Genomic DNA, 17,705 nt, shown 5'->3' on the forward strand with positions numbered 1-17,705 from the left:
GTTATCCCAGTCTTATAGGTAGGTTACCCACGTGTTACTCACCCGTCCGCCGCTAACGTCAAAGGAGCAAGCTCCTTATCTGTTCGCTCGACTTGCATGTATTAGGCACGCCGCCAGCGTTCATCCTGAGCCAGGATCAAACTCTCCATAAAAATTTATGATGTTTGATTAGCTCATAATACTAAATAGTGTTTGTAACATTTAAGTTACTGTTTTGGAATTAACGTTGACATATTGTCATTCAGTTTTCAATGTTCATTTTTTAAAATCAACTTCTTAATTATATAACTTTCATTTAAAAAAGTCAATAACTTTTGTTGATTACTTTTAATATTTTAAGTCATCTTAATTTGTTTTGCAATGGTAACTTTTACACCATCGAAACAAACTTTATAAAGAATTAACATTCCGTTTTTGACGACTTTTATATAATATCAAGATAAAAGTATTACGTCAACACTTTTTTGAACTAAATTATAAATTATTTATTATTCAAATGGATATGTTACTCACAAGAAATTATTCTATCAGATTCAAGATATTTTGCAATAGAAAAAACGCATGAAATTTAAAATTCCATGCGTCAATTTTACACTAAATCTATCTTTATTTTTTAATTGTAGATGCAATCACTTTTTGAGCGATAGATGTGTAGATTTTTCCTAAACGATCATCTGCTTGATAAATAGAGGGTGAGAAATCTTTAGGATTCCAAGTAGGTTGTTCTAATGGTAGTTCTCCTAATAACTGAGTATTTAATTCATCTGCTAGTTTACGTCCTCCGCCTTTACCAAAGACATATTCTTTATTACCTGTTTCTTTACTTTCGAAATAACTCATATTTTCGATAACACCGAGAATAGAGTGCTCGGTATGTTTTGCCATTGCCCCTGCTCTAGCCGCAACAAATGCTGCAGTAGGATGCGGTGTCGTTACAATTATCTCTTTACTACTTGGTAGCATTGAATGTACATCTAAAGCTACATCACCTGTTCCTGGAGGTAAGTCTAATAGTAAGTAATCAAGTTCTCCCCATTTCACTTCTACAAAGAAATTGGTTAACATTTTCCCTAACATAGGGCCACGCCATATTACTGGTGCATTCTCTTCTACGAAAAAGGCCATTGATATAACTTTCACTCCATGACGTTCTACTGGAATAATCTCTTTTCCTTGAACTCCTGGTTTCTCATCAATACCCATCATATCTGGAACACTAAAACCATAAATATCCGCATCAACTAAACCAACACGTTTACCTTCGCGGGCTAATGCTACTGCTAAATTTACTGCTACTGTAGATTTACCTACACCGCCTTTTCCTGAAGCAATCGCTATAAATTCTACAGGGTTGTCTTTAGATAAAAGCCCCTCAATGGTCTTAGGTTGTTCTTCTTTCTTACCAGTATATTGCTCAACCGTTTCGGCAGGTAATTCTTCAAATCTTATGCCAACAGTATTAGCACCATTATCTTTAAGTGCTTTAACTATTGCCATTTGTAAATCTAATTGCGGTTGTCCGCCTAATTGTGCCATTGCCACTTTGACACTAACATGCTCTATTTCTTCTTTAATAGTTACTTCTACAATACCGTCTGTCTCTTTAAGTGGTACATCTATAATTGGATCTTTTAATGCTCCAACTATTTCTTTCACTTGATCTACCGTTAACAATGAAAATCCCCCTTAGTATTCTTTATACCTCTATAATATCAAATATTAATATGTATTGACTTTCTAAATTAGTATATATTTTTTAAATGTATAAAAAAAGAAGTTAGCTCACTATCTGTTCGCTAACTTCTATCAATATGAGAATTACATATCCCGTGTATTTGTTGAATTTTTATTATAGTGTCTTTCCTCTTTGATGAATAAAGAGAAAATAAAACCAATAATTACAAGACCAGTTACTATTGCAAACGATAAATCTACACCAGCTGCAACACTCTGTCTTTGTAATATTTCATGGTTCGAACTTGCTGATGAACCAGTGCTTAGTATTTTTGCACCAATACTCATGAAAGTGACCATTAAAGCTGTTCCTAGAGAGCCGGCCATAACACGACCGAAGTTCATGATGGCAGTACCATGTGATATATCTTCATTTCTAAGTGCATTGATGCCTGCAGTATTGATAGGCATCATTAGTAGTGAAACTGCAAACATTCTTATAGCATAAACAACAACTAACATAGTGTATGATGAATCATATTTCAAGAAACTTAGAGATGCCGTTGTTGCGATAAGAATAATGAAACCAATTAAAATTAAAAGTCTAGGCCCATACTTATCATATATTTTACCTGTATAAACAGACATTATACCGTTTAAAATGGCTCCGGGCATAATGACCAATCCAGACATAAATGCGCTCAACCCAAGTCCATTTTGAACAAATAAAGGAATTAAGAGGGCTGGACCTACCATTGACATCATTACAATCATTGAAGTTATAGTACTGAAAGTGAATATTTTGCTTTTAAAAACTCTGAGGTTTAACAAAGGATTAGTGATACTTAACTGTCTTCTAATAAATGTGATAACTATTAGAATACCAATAATGGCCGAGATTATAACAATTGGATTAGTGAACCCCAAATTACCTGCGCTACTGAACGCATAAAGCATTAATCCGAATCCTAACGTTGAATAAACAACTGATCTTTTATCTAACGCTGTCTTTTTAGTCTCGTTATAACTAGATAGCGTGATAGCACCAAATATATATCCTACGAGCGCAATGCCTACAACTATAATGAAAGGCACTCTCCAACTTGTATTATCAATAATTAACCCTGAAAACGTAGGACCTATTGCTGGAGCAAATTGTATGACCAAACCAGCCAATCCCATTGCAAATCCACGTTTTTCTTTTGAAAATAAAGTAAACAATGTGAACTGCATGAGTGGCATAATAATTCCGGCACCAATAGCTTGAATCACTCTGGCAAACATTAGGACACCAAAGCTAGGTGCAATGGCAGCTATAATTGAACCAACTAAGAAAATTCCCATTGAAACTAAATATAATGGTTTTGTTTTTATTCGATCCATCAGATAAGCAGTTAAAGGAATCATCGTCCCATTTACAAGCATAAAGCCTGTTACTAACCATTGAGCAGTATTTTCAGATGTATTTAATTCTCTCATAATGTGTGGCAAAGCCGTATTTAGTAAAGTTTGATTTAAAATAGCGATAAATGCACTTAATAGCATTACCGCTACGATAAGGTTCCGTTTTTTTGTGGATACTTCTATATTCGCCATATAAAAACTCCTTTTATTTCATACATATTTTTATATTCAATCAAACTTTAGTATGCCAAGCAAACTAAATGCTTGCTATTTCTTATTATTAAGGTTCTCACTATCTGGATAAAATATAATTTTAAATATATATAACAATCCTATGATGACTGAAATAACCCAAAAATCAATCTCGATATAAACATAATGTATGTGAATAATAAAATAGAAGAGTATCGTAGTAACAACATATGAAATCAAGTGGTACAAACTGCCATTAAAATATGGATTATTGGGCAATTGTTTTCTAAAATAATCCATTAAATGTTCAATGGCAAATAAAATGAAGTAACCAAAAACAATATAGCTACCATAATAAACTAAATTATCTACTAAATTTTTATTATAGGTAAAATAACCTAGCTTAAAAAAAATTAGAATTCGACTTAATCCAAATAAACCAAATCCTAAAAACATTAAAAAAATAGCACCTGAAATGATAAAGATAGTGAGGACAAGTAAAGTTGATAAAATATTTTTATAATTATTTTTAAAAAACTTCATCTTTCTGTCCTCCTTTTTATACACGGTAATTTTATCATTAATAAATCACGATATAAAATTTAAAGTACGTTAGTCTAAAACTTTATTATTCTCCAATTATATTACATTTGAGTGATTAAACACTCTATACATCGGATCTATAAAGCGTTGACCACATAATAATAAGAAGAATAGCGACTAATGAAACTGCAAATAATATATTGTAAAAATGCCCATCCATGATTCCAACTGACATAGCATAGAAATATCCCATTACAGTTGAACCTATTGATGAACCTAAATTTTTAGTTAATGCATAGAAAGACATCATTTTTTTCATATGTCTAGGATCTGTTTCTTCTTGAACGATGACACTGTCCTTTGTATAAACAAATCCAAAACTTAACCCAGCAAGAATTACTGTTGCTGCTATTAATAATGGTAATTTGAGACCAAACATGAGTATGATACTGCTAATCAATAATAATGTAAAAGCACTAATATATAATGCTTTTCGAGTTAAGTTCTCTTCTACCTTTGCTAAGTTAAAATTTAAAACTAACCAAGCTACTGATAGTGGGAATATTACCAAACCACTTTGAAGTGGTGAAAGATGTAAGTGATCTTGTAAGTAGATTGGAATGTATAAATTGTATCCCATTAAAGACATAGCTATTAATAAATCCGTTACAAACACTAGTGAAACTGAACGATTAAACTCTGAAATTGGGATAAATGGATTTTTTATTTTGCTCTCAAATTTAAATAAAATAAAGATAAAAATGAAAGCTAACATCAATGAAATAATATTTAATACTATTGATGACTTATTCAATAAACCAAACATAAATAATCCTATAAATATGTAAAAGAAAGAAAGTCCTTTAACATCGAAGCTTGAGGATTTAACTTCTGCTTCTTCTGGAAAATGAAAAGTAATAAATGCAAGTATAATTGCAATAACTGCTATTGGAATGTTTATAAAAAATAACCAATGCCATGTTGCAAACTCTAAAATTGCCCCACCTAATAATGGTCCAATAATACTTGAAATTCCCCAGACACTTCCTACTATTCCCATAATTTTGTATCTAAATGGTATTTCAAATGCTAATTTTGGAACAATTTGAGTCAGCGACATCATAACTCCTGCTCCCAATCCTTGAACAATTCTAGAGATAATAAGCATTATAAATGTGCCACTCATTCCTGACATTAAACTACCAATACCAAATAAAAACACGCCTACCATTGCAATATATAATATTTTAAATCTTGTTAATAATTCACCAACAATAGGATTCGCAACTACAAGCGCTATGAAATAAACAGTAAATACTAATGATATAGATGCACCAGCGTTTAAATCAGTTCTTATAGTGGGCATCGCTAATGAGATAATTGAGCTTTCTATTGCAGCCATAAACATAGTTAAAACTAAAGTTACGACGATACCTATTGATTTAAAGTTCATGAACATTATTCCTCCTAAATAAATTTCAGATTCTTTAATAGGATAATCAACATTTTATTTTACATGCAATAGAATGATTACTTTTAATAAAAAATAAGACTGATGACCGATAAAATCATCAACCTTATTTTGAATTCTCTATATAAAATAAAGTATTGCTATTAAATGAAACATTGAAGCGATTACGATAAAAATATGCCAAATCATATGAAAGTATGGACGGTTTTTTTGGGCATAAAACCAAGCACCAATAGTGTAAGATAAGCCTCCTAGTACAATGAATAAGATAAATAACCAAGATGTACGCATAATGATAATAGGTAGAAAAATAATACCAACCCATCCCATTACTAAATAGACAATCAAACTTAATTTAGGATTCACATTAACAGAAATGGACTTATACAAAATTCCCCAAATTGTAGTACCCCAAAGTAATATGAATACAAACCAACCAATCCATCCTCCTACGACAGTTAATAAAACTGGCGTATAAGTTCCTGAAATAGCAACATAAATCATACTATGATCAATAATTCTTAAAATATATTTGTGAGCAGTATTATTTTTCATTGCATGATATATAGTTGAAGAGATAAACATCATAAAAATACTAATTACAAATATAGAAATACTAACTGAGCTTAACGTTCCATGTGCTATATAACTATGAACTGCAGCATATGGTAGTAAAAAAAGTGTAAGTAACGCAGCTACACCATGTGAAACTGAGTTACCAATTTCTTCACCGAAAGATAGAGGAATGATGTCTTTAAATGATTCGACAACAGTACCTTTTACATTCTTAGTTGAGTTAGACATCTGGCTCCACCACCTTTTAAATTAAATTCAAACGTTCTAAATCTGATGTAGCAGTTTCAACACTATCTTTGCCTTCTTTATTTTTAAGTGGAGAAAATTCATCTTCTCTATTAACTTGCAACGTTACAAAACTTGTTGCATATCTAAAAATATCAAAATAAAACAATTCAAATTTCAATGTTGGTTTTTCAACAACTCCAAAATCTTCATCTAATTGCTTTAATTTTTTCACTGCTAAGTGATATGGTAAATCATTATTTACTGCTTGTTTAATAAATGCAACTTTAAAGGCATGAATTCCAATGTTTGCATTATCAAACGTATTAGCGACCGCTTCATCCAATTCAGAATACTCAAGAACCGTGTCCTTACTATTTTGATTTACTAATCGTCCGACACTTTCACCATCCCTAGGTTGAATTGATTTAGAAGTTACGTCGCAATCGTTTACCACTGTAAACCCAGCAAATAATGGATCTAATACTTTAACTAATACGTTATCAATGTTATTTAAGAAAATAAATTTCACACCATCAGATGCCATTTTATCCAAGTAACCATTTTTTTCTAATGATTTAAATACACCACCATTTCCGTTTGGCGTCTCCATTATATATCCCTGTTCATTAAGTACCAATTGCCCAGTTTCACTTAATGCGACCATGTTTTCTTGTTTAAAGAAATGTACATTATCAGGGTTATAACCAAAATAATCATGTTGTTCAAAGTACGATAACGTTTCTTCATGATTGATATCACTAGTCATGATATACCAATTGATTAAATGACCAGTTTCCTTTTTAAGTTTAAGTAATTGTCGTGCTTGTAATTCAAACAAACTAACTCCTTTTATTTCAAATGAACCTTTAGGGCCTTTATAACCTAAACGCGTACCTTGACCACCGGCCATTAATAAAACTGCAAATTCACCGTTTCGTATTGCTTCTATGCCTTTTTGTTCATATTTAGCACTTTCTTGATTAGTCAATTCAGTCTTGCGTAGATATTTTACTTCTGAAACAGATGACACATCAGAAATTGATTGACGGTTAACATATAAATCTTGAAATAATTGTTGAATACTTTCTAAATCTAATTCATTCACTTTCGATTCTAATTTTTCTTTTTCATTGCTGCTCATTAACTTTTCATATTCACTCAAATGTTCTTGATTATATTTCTTTAATTGATTTTGATCTAACATTTTAACTCTCCTTGTGATTAATTCAATATGTATTCATACTCTCATTATTTGATAGTTACCCTAAAATGGACTGACTTATATATTTTAATAAATGACTAATAGAAGTTTGAAATAATATGTATAATGCGCCAATACTTAATGCAGTAGCCAGTGATACATCGACTAAGCCACCAGTTTTAAAGGTAAACGGGAACTTAATAGTAAAAGGAATAGGATAAAGTAACTTTACTCCCCTTGGCGTTAACATATCTAGTATAACATGAGAGGCCATACCACCGATAATAGAAACCAAATAGTAAGTAGGAGTTTGAATCAAATTAAGGAGAAATACAATGATACCTATAAATAATAAGGAGTGAGTGAATGTCCTATGACCGAATAACAGCCTTATAATTAAACTAAGCAATTTTAATTTTCTACCAATTTTACTTCCAGTGTGACAAATGTCTGGTAATAAACTTGAAACTACAGATAAACATATTACTGTAACAGTTGAGAACAAATCTGTTTGAAAGTGTTCGGTTGTTAATGCACCTACTAGTAATCCAGCAGATACGTGAGTTTTGCCTGTCATAAACCTTCTCCTTTATAGAGAACATTTTAACATAAACCACTCTAAAATACGAACATATTTTCGGTGTTAACTAAATAGTGTATCACAAAATTTAAAAAGTATATCATTAATACTTGAAAACGATTACACACTGATATATGATATAGACATAAATAACATAAAGGATGTGTTCTTTAATGGCAATGACTGTTAAGAAAGATAATAATGAAGTTAGAATTCAATGGAGAGTAGCTGATATCAAAATCCCTACTAGTGAAATTAAAAATATTTCACAAGACCAAGAAATTCATGCCGTTCCAGATTTAGATTCTAAAAATATTTCACGTATTGGTTCTACCTTTGGTAAAACTAATAGAGTGATTATTGATACAGATGATCATGAATACATTATTTATACGCATAACGACCAAAAGGTTTATAACGAATTAACTAAGTAATAACAATATACATTTTTCATTCGCAAAGTTATAAAAAAACTGTCAACTTCCGCTATGTAGTTGACAGTTTTTTAATCTAAAATAATAAATACTGTATTACTTTTTATTTTTCTTAATATTAATTAAACTACACTTAGATAAGGAGGTTAAATTATGTTTGTTGTTACAAATAGAATTACCGTAAAAAAAGGATTTGCAGAAAAAATGGCGCCAAGATTCACTAAAGGTGGAAAAATTGAAGCATTGCAAGGTTTTCATAAAATTGAAGTTTGGAAAGTGGCACGAGATCATGAAAGTGAAGACATGTACGTAAATACATGGTGGGAGACTGAAAAAGACTTTGAAGCTTGGACTAAAAGCGATGCATTTAAAGAAGCACATCAAAACAGAGACAAAACATCGTCTGAATCTTCACCGGTGATTAGCAGTGAAATTGTTAAAGCTACGGTATTATCTACATTAAATTAAAAAAAGGCAATGAAGTATACATAGGAATTGTTTATTTCAACATTTCTAACCTATGACTTCATTGCCTTTACTATTTTATAATAATAAATGAGCCATTAACGCTATAATTGGTAAAGTGATTGCAGTTCTAATTAGGAAAATCATAAATAATTTACCTAAACTTACTGGTATTTTAGAACCTAATATTACACCACCAACTTCTGATAAATATATTAATTGAGAAATACTTAAAGCACCAATTACAAATCTTGTAATCTCACTGTGCGCATCAGCAATTAATATAGATGGTAAGAACATATCTGCAAAACCAATCAATAATGTTTCAGAGGCTTTAGCCGCTTCTGGTATTTGCAATAATTCAAGTATTGGAATAAAAGGTTGACCAATAATTGAAAATACCGGCGTATAATTAGCTATCATAGTCGCAAGCGTTCCGATGCTCATAACGACTGGAAGGATAACAAACCACATATCTATTACAGTTTTTAAACCGGATTCCCAAAACTCTTTAAACCCTGGTGCTTTCAAACCAACAATAGTCGCCTCTTCAAAACCATATCCCAGTGCCGTTTTACCTTCAGGTAGTTTTTCTAATCTAGTATTCTCAGAAACTTCTTTAGTAAATTCATCAGGTATTTTGTTTAATGGCCAAATACGTGGCATGATCATTGCAGCAACAAAACATGAAATAATTACAGTTAAATAAAACGCAAAAAATTTATGTTGTAATCCCACAGTTTCTGCAATAACGATAGCAAAAGTAATAGAAACGACACTGAACGTAGTAGAAATCACTATGGATTCCCTTCTAGAGTAAATGCCTCTTTCATACTGACGACTTGTTATTAGGACACCTACAGTTCCATCACCAATAAACGATGCTAAATTATCTACTGTAGAGCGCCCTGGCAATGTGAATAATGGTCTCATAATTGGTCTAAATAAGGGGCCTAAAAATTCTAATAAACCATATTCCATTAAAAAAGGTAAGAATAGTGCAGCAAATAAAAATACTGCAACCAATGTAGGTAAAAGATCATAAAACACTAAACCACCAGTATCCTCTGAATAAATAACCTTTGAACCAAGTTTAAAATAGGTCATCCATACAAAGACGACGGCTAATAATCTTAATGTCATCCAGACTGGACCAACTTTAAATGCACTATCTAATAATCCGCCTGGTTTAACTTTATTTTTAAAAATTGTCGAATAAAGTACTGTTAATATTGCAGACAATGTAATAATAAAAATTATAATAATTGGCATTGCATCACCAAGTAGACCTTTTAGCCAATTTGCAAAAAAGGCTACAGGTAATGTAGTTTGTTTCTCACCATCTTGTGTAACTGGTACTGGAATTAAGAAAAGTATAATTCCAATAATAGACATAGTTATGAATTTCGCTCTACCTTTGGCAATCTGTTGCTTTGAGTAACCTTCCACCACTAATAACCTCTTTCTTTCTCATTATTGATGCTTTTATATTCATTGATTATGTAAATATATTAAGTAAAACAGCAAACTTTTATATAAATATAAGAATATATGCATTTTTATAAATAGCATATTAAATACTATATATCATTTTTAATTGATATGCAATATAAAAAGAGCTAATTTTCATCATAAATATGAGAATAATTAGCTCTTAAATTTCATTAAATTCGTCTTAATAAAAATAAGAAATACGGCACCCCAATGATAGCAATTATTACACCCACAGGTATATCTAATGGTGGATGAATTCCTCTCGCTAACCCATCACTGAACAAGATTAAAATTGAACCTATACAACCAGACATAATTACAACATGGAAGTAACGCTGACCTACAATAGATCTGGCGATATGTGGTGCAATTAGGCCTAGAAAACTTATACCGCCTACTACTGAAATGGAGGCACCAGCCAGCATAACCGACAAAATAAGTAAGATCATTTTGAGTCTTTGTACTCTTGCACCAAGCGCCGTAGCAATATTTTCTCCTAAATTTAAAATATCTAATTGATAACTTAAACATAATACGAGTGGTAAGGTTATAACAAACCAGGGTATGATTGAATAGAAATTTTCAATAGTATGACCATATAAACTTCCTGTCAACCAAACTAATGCATTATTTGCATCCATAGGGTTTCTAATAAGTAAAAATTGAACTACAGCGGTACATATAGCACCGATAGCTAACCCTATTAAAGCTAAAGTTGAGCCTTTAATATTATATTTAGAAATTAAAAATGACAAAATCAAACTAATAAATAATGCACCTATGAAGGAACCAATAGGTAGTACTAATAGCGGCGCTGAAGGAAATAGCATAATTACTATAATAGCTGCCAAACTTGCGCCTTTAGTTATACCTATAACATCTGGAGATGCTAGTGGATTTCTAACTACCCCTTGAATCACCGCGCCAGAAATGGCCAAACTACTTCCTACAACTAATCCTAGTAACGTTCTTGGAATTCGGTACTCGTTTAAAATGAAATCATCAAATTTTAGAATTACGTGAATTGCTTTCAAAGGACTGTACATTGTTGAACCAACACATAAACTTACAAATATGCTTACAATTAAGCAGATGATTACAACAGTGTAACGAATAGATAATTGTCGTTTTGTCATATTCGTTTCACCCCTTTTAAAGTTATTAATAGGAAATAAATTGCCCCAACAAATGAAGTGACAATACCAACTGGAGATTCGTAAGGAAATGTAATAAGTCTACTTAACATATCTGATAGTAATAATAAATCGGCACCTATCAAAAAAGTTAAAGGCACCATTAAGAAGTAATCTTTACTTATATAACGTTTAACTATATGAGGGACGATTAAACCAATGAATCCAATCGGACCAGCTATTGAAACAGATGCACCTGCTAATACAATTACAAGTATACCTATTACAATTCTAATCAATTGTGTCTTTTGTCCTAACCCTTTCGCTATGTCGTCCCCTAATTTCATAATGGTTAATTGACGTCCTAATAACATAGTTATAATTAGTGATAAAATTAACCAAGGCATAACCGACAATACTGCAGTCCATTTCAATCCATTAAGAGATCCTACCAACCAGAACATAACAGTAGTATTAGAATCTTCATTTAGTATTATGATACCTTGCGTTAAACTACTGAAAAATAAATGAATTGCCATTCCAGCAAGAGCTAATTTAATTGGCGTTATTTTTTTCGTTGAACCAGATAGTATATATACAGTTAGTCCGCCAATAAATGCCCCTAAGAATGCCAGATATGTTGCATAGTTACCTAGTGAAGGTATTAATATCGTCACTAATACTATTACAAATGATGCACCTGAATTAACACCAAATATTTGTGGAGACGCTAATGGATTCCTAGTAATCGCTTGCATTAAGAGGCCAGCTAAGGCTAACGCACCGCCAATTAATAACCCACCAATCATTCTTGGCATTCTCACATTATGAATTAGAAATGTTTGCTTATTATTTATACATGTAAAAAAGTATTCAAAAATATGTTTAGCATGAATTTCAGACGAGCCAATCGCTAAATTAAAATAAGCAAAAATAAAAAGAAAGCACCCACTCACAATAAATGTGAGTGCAGTGCGTCCCTTATTTGCTTTGTCTAAAGCAGATTGACTATCAGTAGATCTAATAGTCATATTTTGCCACCTTACTTTTCTTTATCTTTCTTTGAAATTTCTACAAGTTCTTTAGCCATTTCTTCAGAAGATATTAACCCTCGAGCTCTTGCCCAAGTATCACGACTAACGATACTTACACGATTATGTTTAACCGCATCTAATGTGTCCCAAACCGGATCTTTTTTCATTTCTTGATATGATGGTTCTTTAGGACTTGCGCCATCAGTCATTATAAACATACGTTCAGGATTGACGTCTTTTAATGTTTCTGCATTAAGTTGTAAATAAGGTCCTTGTAAATATTTGCTTAACCCTTTAGTGACGTCTTTATTTAATGCTTCTTTAAAACCAAGTTGACTTAAGAATTGACCTACATAAGATTCACTTGGATGAGCTAATAATCCAGATTTAGACGCTACAGCTGGTAATACTTTTTCATTTTTATCAAATTGAATTTCATCTTTATATTTTGCAAGTTTTTCTTTATGCTCTTCTAAACGTTTCTTACCTTCATCTTCTTTATTTAAAGCTTTGGCAATTGTTTTAAAAGCATCTATATTATCATTATAATCTCCATCAAAACTTTTTAATTCAATTGTTGGAGCAATTTTACTTAATTCTTTGTAAATACCTTTGTGTCTGTTACTATCTGCAATAATTAAATCTGGTTTTAATTTACTGATTTCTTCTAGGTTGGGTTGTTTACGAGCACCAACAGATTTATAATCTCCAATTTTTTCTTTTAATGGTTTAATAATACGATTTGGTTTGTTGTCATCAGCAACCCCAACAGGTTTAACATTTAGTGCCGCTAAAGCATCTACAAATGAAAATTCCAACGCTACGACACGTTTAGCATCTTTAGGAACTTTAGTTGTGCCTAATTCGTGTTTAATTTTAATAGAATCTTTCGATGACGATTTATTACCTGAATCACCTGATCCATTATTGCTAACATTACCACAAGCAGTAACTAAAACTAATGCAAATAATAATGCGACTATACCTGCAAACTTAAAGCCTTTCATGAATTCCACTCCTTAATATGTATAGGTTTACAATACATAGTTTATTGATAACGATTATCAATGTCAATATAATTTAGTATATTTTTTAAATTTTTTATAAAAGTAGATTAGAATTTTAATTATTAATGGATTTTACCTATAATTGATAAAATAAAAAGCCATTAATCAGAATAAATTCAAAATTAAAGGCTAATTCATTTATTAAAGTTTATATGATTAATAATACCTACAAAGAATTGATTAACATTTTTTATTAATCAATAATGGAGAATTGACCATCTTACTATTCAAAGAGTGAATATAATTATCCTTAAAATAGTGCTTTGTCATATGGTTATGATACATTACTTGAGAAAGCGCCTCATACTCCATAGCAAATTCTATAATATCACCAATTTTATAGTAATCTTGATTATTTAAATTAATCATTAGATGATCACTTGATGCACCAACAATGCTAACATCATTCTTAATAGGTTTAATTTTATTTACGTCTGTGTCAACATATCCAATATCTACAATCGCTTGTAAATAGCATTGGTTATTGTCAGATAGTCGTGGTTTAATCTCTAAAATTTCCGCTTCTACTGTAATTGCATTTTGAAAAAGCATGGGTATAGACTGATTTGTTGTAGTATCTATCCCTCTAAATAATGCCTCACCTATTCGTAACTCATTAATCCTACCCAAATCATTGTACATTAATTGGGGTATCATACTTGAGTTTCCACCTGATACAACTTTTAGTCTAAACCCTAAATTATATTCAATAGCATCAACGAATTGATTTATCTTTAATATATCTTCTTCAGTCGGAGCCGAAGACTTGAAACACATAAAGTTAAATGCAATACCTATTAATTGAATATGAGTCATTTTGATGATTTCTTCAATATAATTTAGTACATCATAAGTTATAACCCCTTCACGTCTATCCTTCCAATCTATCATTAACATAATTTGATGTTTTTGATTTAACTGTTTAGCAATCTCATTAATCTCTCTAATTGACTCAATTTCAGTTTGCATACTCATTTTCACTGATTTAATCAGTTGAGTATAATGTTTTTTAGATGTTGGTCTTAGTAAAAGATAATCGCATTGCCCTTTGAAATCTTCATTTATATTTTCAAGTCTTGATTCTGCAAAATGGGTGAACCCTGATTGAATTAATGTTTCGATAATTCGACTATCACCAGCTACACATTTAATTACTGGGGTTAAATGTATATCATTATTTTCTAATAACGTTCTTAGTGCATCTGCATTATATTCAATTTTAGATAAGTTTATATTGATTTGAGCCAATTATCTCACCTCATCTTTAATTGGATTATCAAGTTCGATATTTAAATATTTTTTCACTCTATTGCTCATACGCATGCGTAATAATGCCTTAACAGTAATCTTTGAACCAAAGAGTACATCTTTTAAAGCTTGAGCATGTGGTTTATTATCACTTATTGCTAATTTAACTTCATTTTGAACTAGAGCGAACAATTCTTCTTCAGTTACAAATTCCGTTTTTGAAAAGTGATGAATTAATTCAGCTAACTGATTCTGAATAACAGCATGCTGAAATTTCGCAATAACTTCTTCAATTGAATTTGCCAATAAACTTTGATTGGACACGTTGATATTTTTCAGTTTATGCGTAAGTGTATTTAAATCGATACGAGACCCACCTAAATCACGCACAATAAAATTCATTTGATAATTAGGTCCTAAATTAACTATAGTATTTTGCATATGCGCTTCTAAAGCTATGCCATACTCTTGAATTAAATTGATTAAAGGCGTAATAAGTTGTCGACTATAATTTTGAATAAAGGTTAATATACCTCTATTATTTAACTCACCATTAACCCATTCGATATAACTATCAACTGTAATATGTCGATCAATTGGATTAGGATTAACCAATGCACCAGTAACAATAGTCACCCCATTGTTTGCAATATAAGGTGTTTCTCTGACAATGCATGCTAGCTGTCTAGCATCCTCGTCATTTGTTTTCGCACTTAAACCATAAGGTTCTAATGCAACATTTAGTTGTGGATATTGATTTAATACATTTTGTAAAGCGCTACTTAATTTAGGTCCGTCTACCGTTGTAACACTTGAAACTGTTCTGACAGCACTCGTTGCTTGTACATTGACAGGTAATTTTATATGATATGGCTTATTGATGAGTGCCATCGTCCTAAATGATAGTGTTGCTTTCGAATCGACATCAAATGGTGTTGTTAATAAAAACTTATTTTCAATCCAATTCGCAAACTTATCGTAGATAGTATGGTTGTATTGCCATGGATGTACTAATATCACAAAATAGTCTTCTAACGAAATATGAATAGACTGTGCATATTTTCTAATTCTTGTTTGATATTCAGGTATTACTTTCTTCAATATGTAATCTTCATCATTATCTATACACGTAGCTTGTGCACAGTCTTTATGGATTAACATAATTTTTAACGGTATTACTTTTTCAAACTCAGGTGAATACATTTTAACTTCATCCATAGTTAATGGCAGTTTCGTTTTAGTAAGTGGATGTGTAGGATGACCTTCTAATACTAAGCTTTCTGAATATAACAAATCATTGATTTCATTCGCGTCACTCAAATGTTGTAACCATGCAAAAAAATTTAAAGTTGTTGGCATACCAGAAAATTGCATACTAGATTGCACATTATGTTGACGTTGATAAAATTGTTTATAAATTTCAACAAAACTATCTCTACTATGTATTATTTCATCTATTAATTGCTGATGTATATTAATGTCAAAATGATTACTTAATATTTCTAATAAAGCTTCTACTGTTGATACTTCCATTATATTAGCACCACATTGATATGTAATTGGTCCTACAAATTCATACCTTGACATTACACTGTTATGATTAAAGTGAGTAGAAAGTATACATCCATGATATTGTATATCTAATTGATCATCTTTAGTTGTAATAATAGTTTGTTCTTGCCAAATGCCTTCTTTTATTAAAGCATTTAAAATACGATATTGTATATTAGTATCCGCATTTTGCCATGCGTTTAAATTCATACTTTACTCCTCCAATTTAATTGGTCTTTGAATTATATATGCAATAAATGCAATTACAAAAGTAAATGTTCCCATTGTGATAAATGTATTAATAGGTCCCATTATTTCTGATAATGTTGTTAATATTAAACTACCTAAAGGAATCATCCCTCTATCCATCATGACGATACTTAATATTTTTCCTCGGTGCTCTGATGCTATATCCTCTTGAAAATATATACGATTTGATGTTCTAGCTAATTGACCAAATAAACCTACAAGTGACATGCAGATAAACATGAATATAATGTTATGCATAATGACACCTACAAGCGCTAATCCAAATAGACAAGAACTTAAATAATACATTTGAACAGTGGTGAACTTTTTCAAAATTATGGGTAGTATAAGTGTTGCAATCATACCACCTACAGCACAAAAGGTCATTGACACACCAAAGATTTCTGAGCGACCAGGAAAGAGATCATGTACTAATACTGGCACTAGTGTAGTATACGAAAACCCAGTAGCCATGATAATCAATGACGTAATAAATATTCTTGAGGCCTGCATATTATTCTTAAAGTATTCCCACACAACCGTAAATGAAAACCCTTTGTTAGCTTTATTTACCTCACCAACTGTCTTGAAGCTTAATGGTAAACACAATAGTACAGCAATGAAGTAACACATTGATTGGGCTAGGAAAGTAAACGGTGCATGGTAAATTGAGAGTATCAATCCTGCGATTGCCGGACCTATTGAGCGACATATGTTTATGATAAAAGAATGATATGAAACGGCTTGGCTTGTATTTAAATGTACAGATAAATCGGGCAATACAGCTTGCCTTATTGGTGTTTCCGTCGCATTGATCATACCTCGAAGTGTGGCATAAATAAGGATGATAATAATCGGCACTTGTTCTAATAAAAAGGTACAAACACATAGTGTGCTTGTCACTAAAAATGAAGATGAAATGGTAAGTTTCAATAATTTTCCTCTATCAAATTTATCAGCTATAGCGCCAGCCCAGACACTTAGTAACAAAATTGGTACGAGTCGGCAAAAATTAACCAATCCCAAATAGACTGCGTTATGATAACTAGTAAGTACATACCAATTCAAGCCAATTTGTCCTATCCAATTCCCTAGAAATAATAAAAAGGAACTAGAGAAGAAAAATTTCGCCACAGTATTCCACCTACTTATTTATAATAA

16 protein-coding genes and 1 rRNA gene are annotated in these 17,705 nt (G+C 31.3%); 2 read left to right on the forward strand and 15 right to left on the reverse strand.

Translation table 11 applies throughout. The features are described from left to right. The 8 genes from SBL16_RS08030 to SBL16_RS08065 form a co-directional block, all read right to left on the reverse strand. A 16S ribosomal RNA gene (locus tag SBL16_RS08030) occupies window positions 1-152 on the reverse strand; the annotation flags it as partial. A gap of 454 nt (window positions 153-606) precedes the next feature. After that, on the reverse strand, window positions 607-1,674 hold the full coding sequence (locus SBL16_RS08035) for a P-loop NTPase (RefSeq protein WP_037536100.1): 1,068 nt from the start codon (window positions 1,672-1,674) through the stop codon (window positions 607-609). Between the two features lie 144 nt (window positions 1,675-1,818). Continuing rightward, the gene (locus tag SBL16_RS08040) at window positions 1,819-3,270 is read right to left on the reverse strand and encodes an MDR family MFS transporter (RefSeq protein WP_053016683.1); all 1,452 of its coding nucleotides are present in this window, start codon (window positions 3,268-3,270) and stop codon (window positions 1,819-1,821) included. A 75-nt stretch (window positions 3,271-3,345) separates the two neighbouring features. Then, window positions 3,346-3,813, reverse strand: coding sequence for a SepA family multidrug efflux transporter (locus SBL16_RS08045; protein ID WP_016931351.1), 468 nt, complete (start codon window positions 3,811-3,813; stop codon window positions 3,346-3,348). 124 nt (window positions 3,814-3,937) lie between these two features. After that, window positions 3,938-5,266, reverse strand: a complete 1,329-nt coding sequence (sdrM, locus tag SBL16_RS08050) for a multidrug efflux MFS transporter SdrM (protein WP_107612329.1) — start codon at window positions 5,264-5,266, stop codon at window positions 3,938-3,940. A 138-nt stretch (window positions 5,267-5,404) separates the two neighbouring features. Further along, window positions 5,405-6,088 carry a PAQR family membrane homeostasis protein TrhA gene (trhA, locus tag SBL16_RS08055; RefSeq protein ID WP_053019130.1) on the reverse strand — a complete coding sequence of 228 codons (684 nt, stop codon included), beginning with the start codon at window positions 6,086-6,088 and terminating at the stop codon, window positions 5,405-5,407. 16 nt (window positions 6,089-6,104) lie between these two features. Further along, window positions 6,105-7,292 (reverse strand): UTP--glucose-1-phosphate uridylyltransferase, encoded by a 1,188-nt coding sequence (locus tag SBL16_RS08060; protein ID WP_107613840.1) that lies wholly within the window; start codon window positions 7,290-7,292, stop codon window positions 6,105-6,107. 55 nt (window positions 7,293-7,347) lie between these two features. Continuing rightward, window positions 7,348-7,866 carry a metal-dependent hydrolase gene (locus SBL16_RS08065; protein ID WP_107612327.1) on the reverse strand — a complete coding sequence of 173 codons (519 nt, stop codon included), beginning with the start codon at window positions 7,864-7,866 and terminating at the stop codon, window positions 7,348-7,350. A 176-nt stretch (window positions 7,867-8,042) separates the two neighbouring features. On the opposite strand from SBL16_RS08065, the gene SBL16_RS08070 reads away from it, so the two are divergent. Both SBL16_RS08070 and SBL16_RS08075 read left to right on the forward strand, forming a co-directional pair. Beyond that, window positions 8,043-8,303, forward strand: coding sequence for a hypothetical protein (locus SBL16_RS08070; RefSeq protein ID WP_011275180.1), 261 nt, complete (start codon window positions 8,043-8,045; stop codon window positions 8,301-8,303). Window positions 8,304-8,456: 153 nt separating this feature from the next. Continuing rightward, complete coding sequence (locus tag SBL16_RS08075; protein WP_037536087.1) at window positions 8,457-8,771, forward strand: heme oxygenase; 315 nt, start codon at window positions 8,457-8,459, stop codon at window positions 8,769-8,771. Between the two features lie 75 nt (window positions 8,772-8,846). Here the strand turns inward: SBL16_RS08075 and SBL16_RS08080 are convergent, their stop codons facing one another. The 7 genes from SBL16_RS08080 to SBL16_RS08110 all read right to left on the reverse strand — a co-directional run bounded on the left by SBL16_RS08080 (window position 8,847) and on the right by SBL16_RS08110 (window position 17,678). Next, on the reverse strand, window positions 8,847-10,163 hold the full coding sequence (locus SBL16_RS08080) for a YjiH family protein (protein WP_411861524.1): 1,317 nt from the start codon (window positions 10,161-10,163) through the stop codon (window positions 8,847-8,849). Window positions 10,164-10,432: 269 nt separating this feature from the next. Next, window positions 10,433-11,398: a FecCD family ABC transporter permease gene (locus tag SBL16_RS08085; protein WP_107634629.1), complete on the reverse strand. Its 966-nt coding sequence runs from the start codon at window positions 11,396-11,398 to the stop codon at window positions 10,433-10,435. Continuing rightward, a complete protein-coding gene (locus SBL16_RS08090) occupies window positions 11,395-12,426 on the reverse strand; it encodes an iron ABC transporter permease (protein WP_317953619.1) in 1,032 nt (343 codons plus the stop codon). Before SBL16_RS08090 ends, SBL16_RS08085 begins: the two co-directional genes overlap by 4 nt. An 11-nt stretch (window positions 12,427-12,437) precedes the next feature. Then, entirely contained in the window at window positions 12,438-13,436 is a 999-nt protein-coding gene (locus tag SBL16_RS08095; RefSeq protein ID WP_053022053.1) for an ABC transporter substrate-binding protein, read from the reverse strand. 240 nt (window positions 13,437-13,676) lie between these two features. Then, window positions 13,677-14,744, reverse strand: coding sequence for an alanine/ornithine racemase family PLP-dependent enzyme (locus tag SBL16_RS08100; RefSeq protein WP_053022052.1), 1,068 nt, complete (start codon window positions 14,742-14,744; stop codon window positions 13,677-13,679). After that, complete coding sequence (locus tag SBL16_RS08105; RefSeq protein ID WP_107612324.1) at window positions 14,745-16,505, reverse strand: IucA/IucC family protein; 1,761 nt, start codon at window positions 16,503-16,505, stop codon at window positions 14,745-14,747. It abuts the gene before it with no gap. Window positions 16,506-16,508: 3 nt separating this feature from the next. Continuing rightward, window positions 16,509-17,678 (reverse strand): MFS transporter, encoded by a 1,170-nt coding sequence (locus SBL16_RS08110; RefSeq protein WP_107612323.1) that lies wholly within the window; start codon window positions 17,676-17,678, stop codon window positions 16,509-16,511. Between the last annotated feature and the right edge of the window lie 27 nt (window positions 17,679-17,705).

This window comes from Staphylococcus sp. NWU MK-U1, from assembly GCF_033283505.1.
In the GTDB taxonomy this organism is placed as follows: domain Bacteria; phylum Bacillota; class Bacilli; order Staphylococcales; family Staphylococcaceae; genus Staphylococcus; species Staphylococcus haemolyticus.

What these genes read in the sequence shown, in the direction of transcription:
- SBL16_RS08040 (WP_053016683.1), bottom strand. Translation starts at nt 3,270, where the DNA reads ATGGCGAATATAGAAGTATCCACAAAAAAACGGAACCTTATCGTAGCG.
- SBL16_RS08045 (WP_016931351.1), bottom strand. Translation starts at nt 3,813, where the DNA reads ATGAAGTTTTTTAAAAATAATTATAAAAATATTTTATCAACTTTACTT.
- sdrM (WP_107612329.1), bottom strand. Translation starts at nt 5,266, where the DNA reads ATGAACTTTAAATCAATAGGTATCGTCGTAACTTTAGTTTTAACTATG.
- trhA (WP_053019130.1), bottom strand. Translation starts at nt 6,088, where the DNA reads ATGTCTAACTCAACTAAGAATGTAAAAGGTACTGTTGTCGAATCATTT.
- SBL16_RS08060 (WP_107613840.1), bottom strand. Translation starts at nt 7,292, where the DNA reads ATGTTAGATCAAAATCAATTAAAGAAATATAATCAAGAACATTTGAGT.
- SBL16_RS08065 (WP_107612327.1), bottom strand. Translation starts at nt 7,866, where the DNA reads ATGACAGGCAAAACTCACGTATCTGCTGGATTACTAGTAGGTGCATTA.
- SBL16_RS08070 (WP_011275180.1), top strand. Translation starts at nt 8,043, where the DNA reads ATGGCAATGACTGTTAAGAAAGATAATAATGAAGTTAGAATTCAATGG.
- SBL16_RS08075 (WP_037536087.1), top strand. Translation starts at nt 8,457, where the DNA reads ATGTTTGTTGTTACAAATAGAATTACCGTAAAAAAAGGATTTGCAGAA.
- SBL16_RS08080 (WP_411861524.1), bottom strand. Translation starts at nt 10,163, where the DNA reads ATGTCTATTATTGGAATTATACTTTTCTTAATTCCAGTACCAGTTACA.
- SBL16_RS08085 (WP_107634629.1), bottom strand. Translation starts at nt 11,398, where the DNA reads ATGACAAAACGACAATTATCTATTCGTTACACTGTTGTAATCATCTGC.
- SBL16_RS08090 (WP_317953619.1), bottom strand. Translation starts at nt 12,426, where the DNA reads ATGACTATTAGATCTACTGATAGTCAATCTGCTTTAGACAAAGCAAAT.
- SBL16_RS08095 (WP_053022053.1), bottom strand. Translation starts at nt 13,436, where the DNA reads ATGAAAGGCTTTAAGTTTGCAGGTATAGTCGCATTATTATTTGCATTA.
- SBL16_RS08105 (WP_107612324.1), bottom strand. Translation starts at nt 16,505, where the DNA reads ATGAATTTAAACGCATGGCAAAATGCGGATACTAATATACAATATCGT.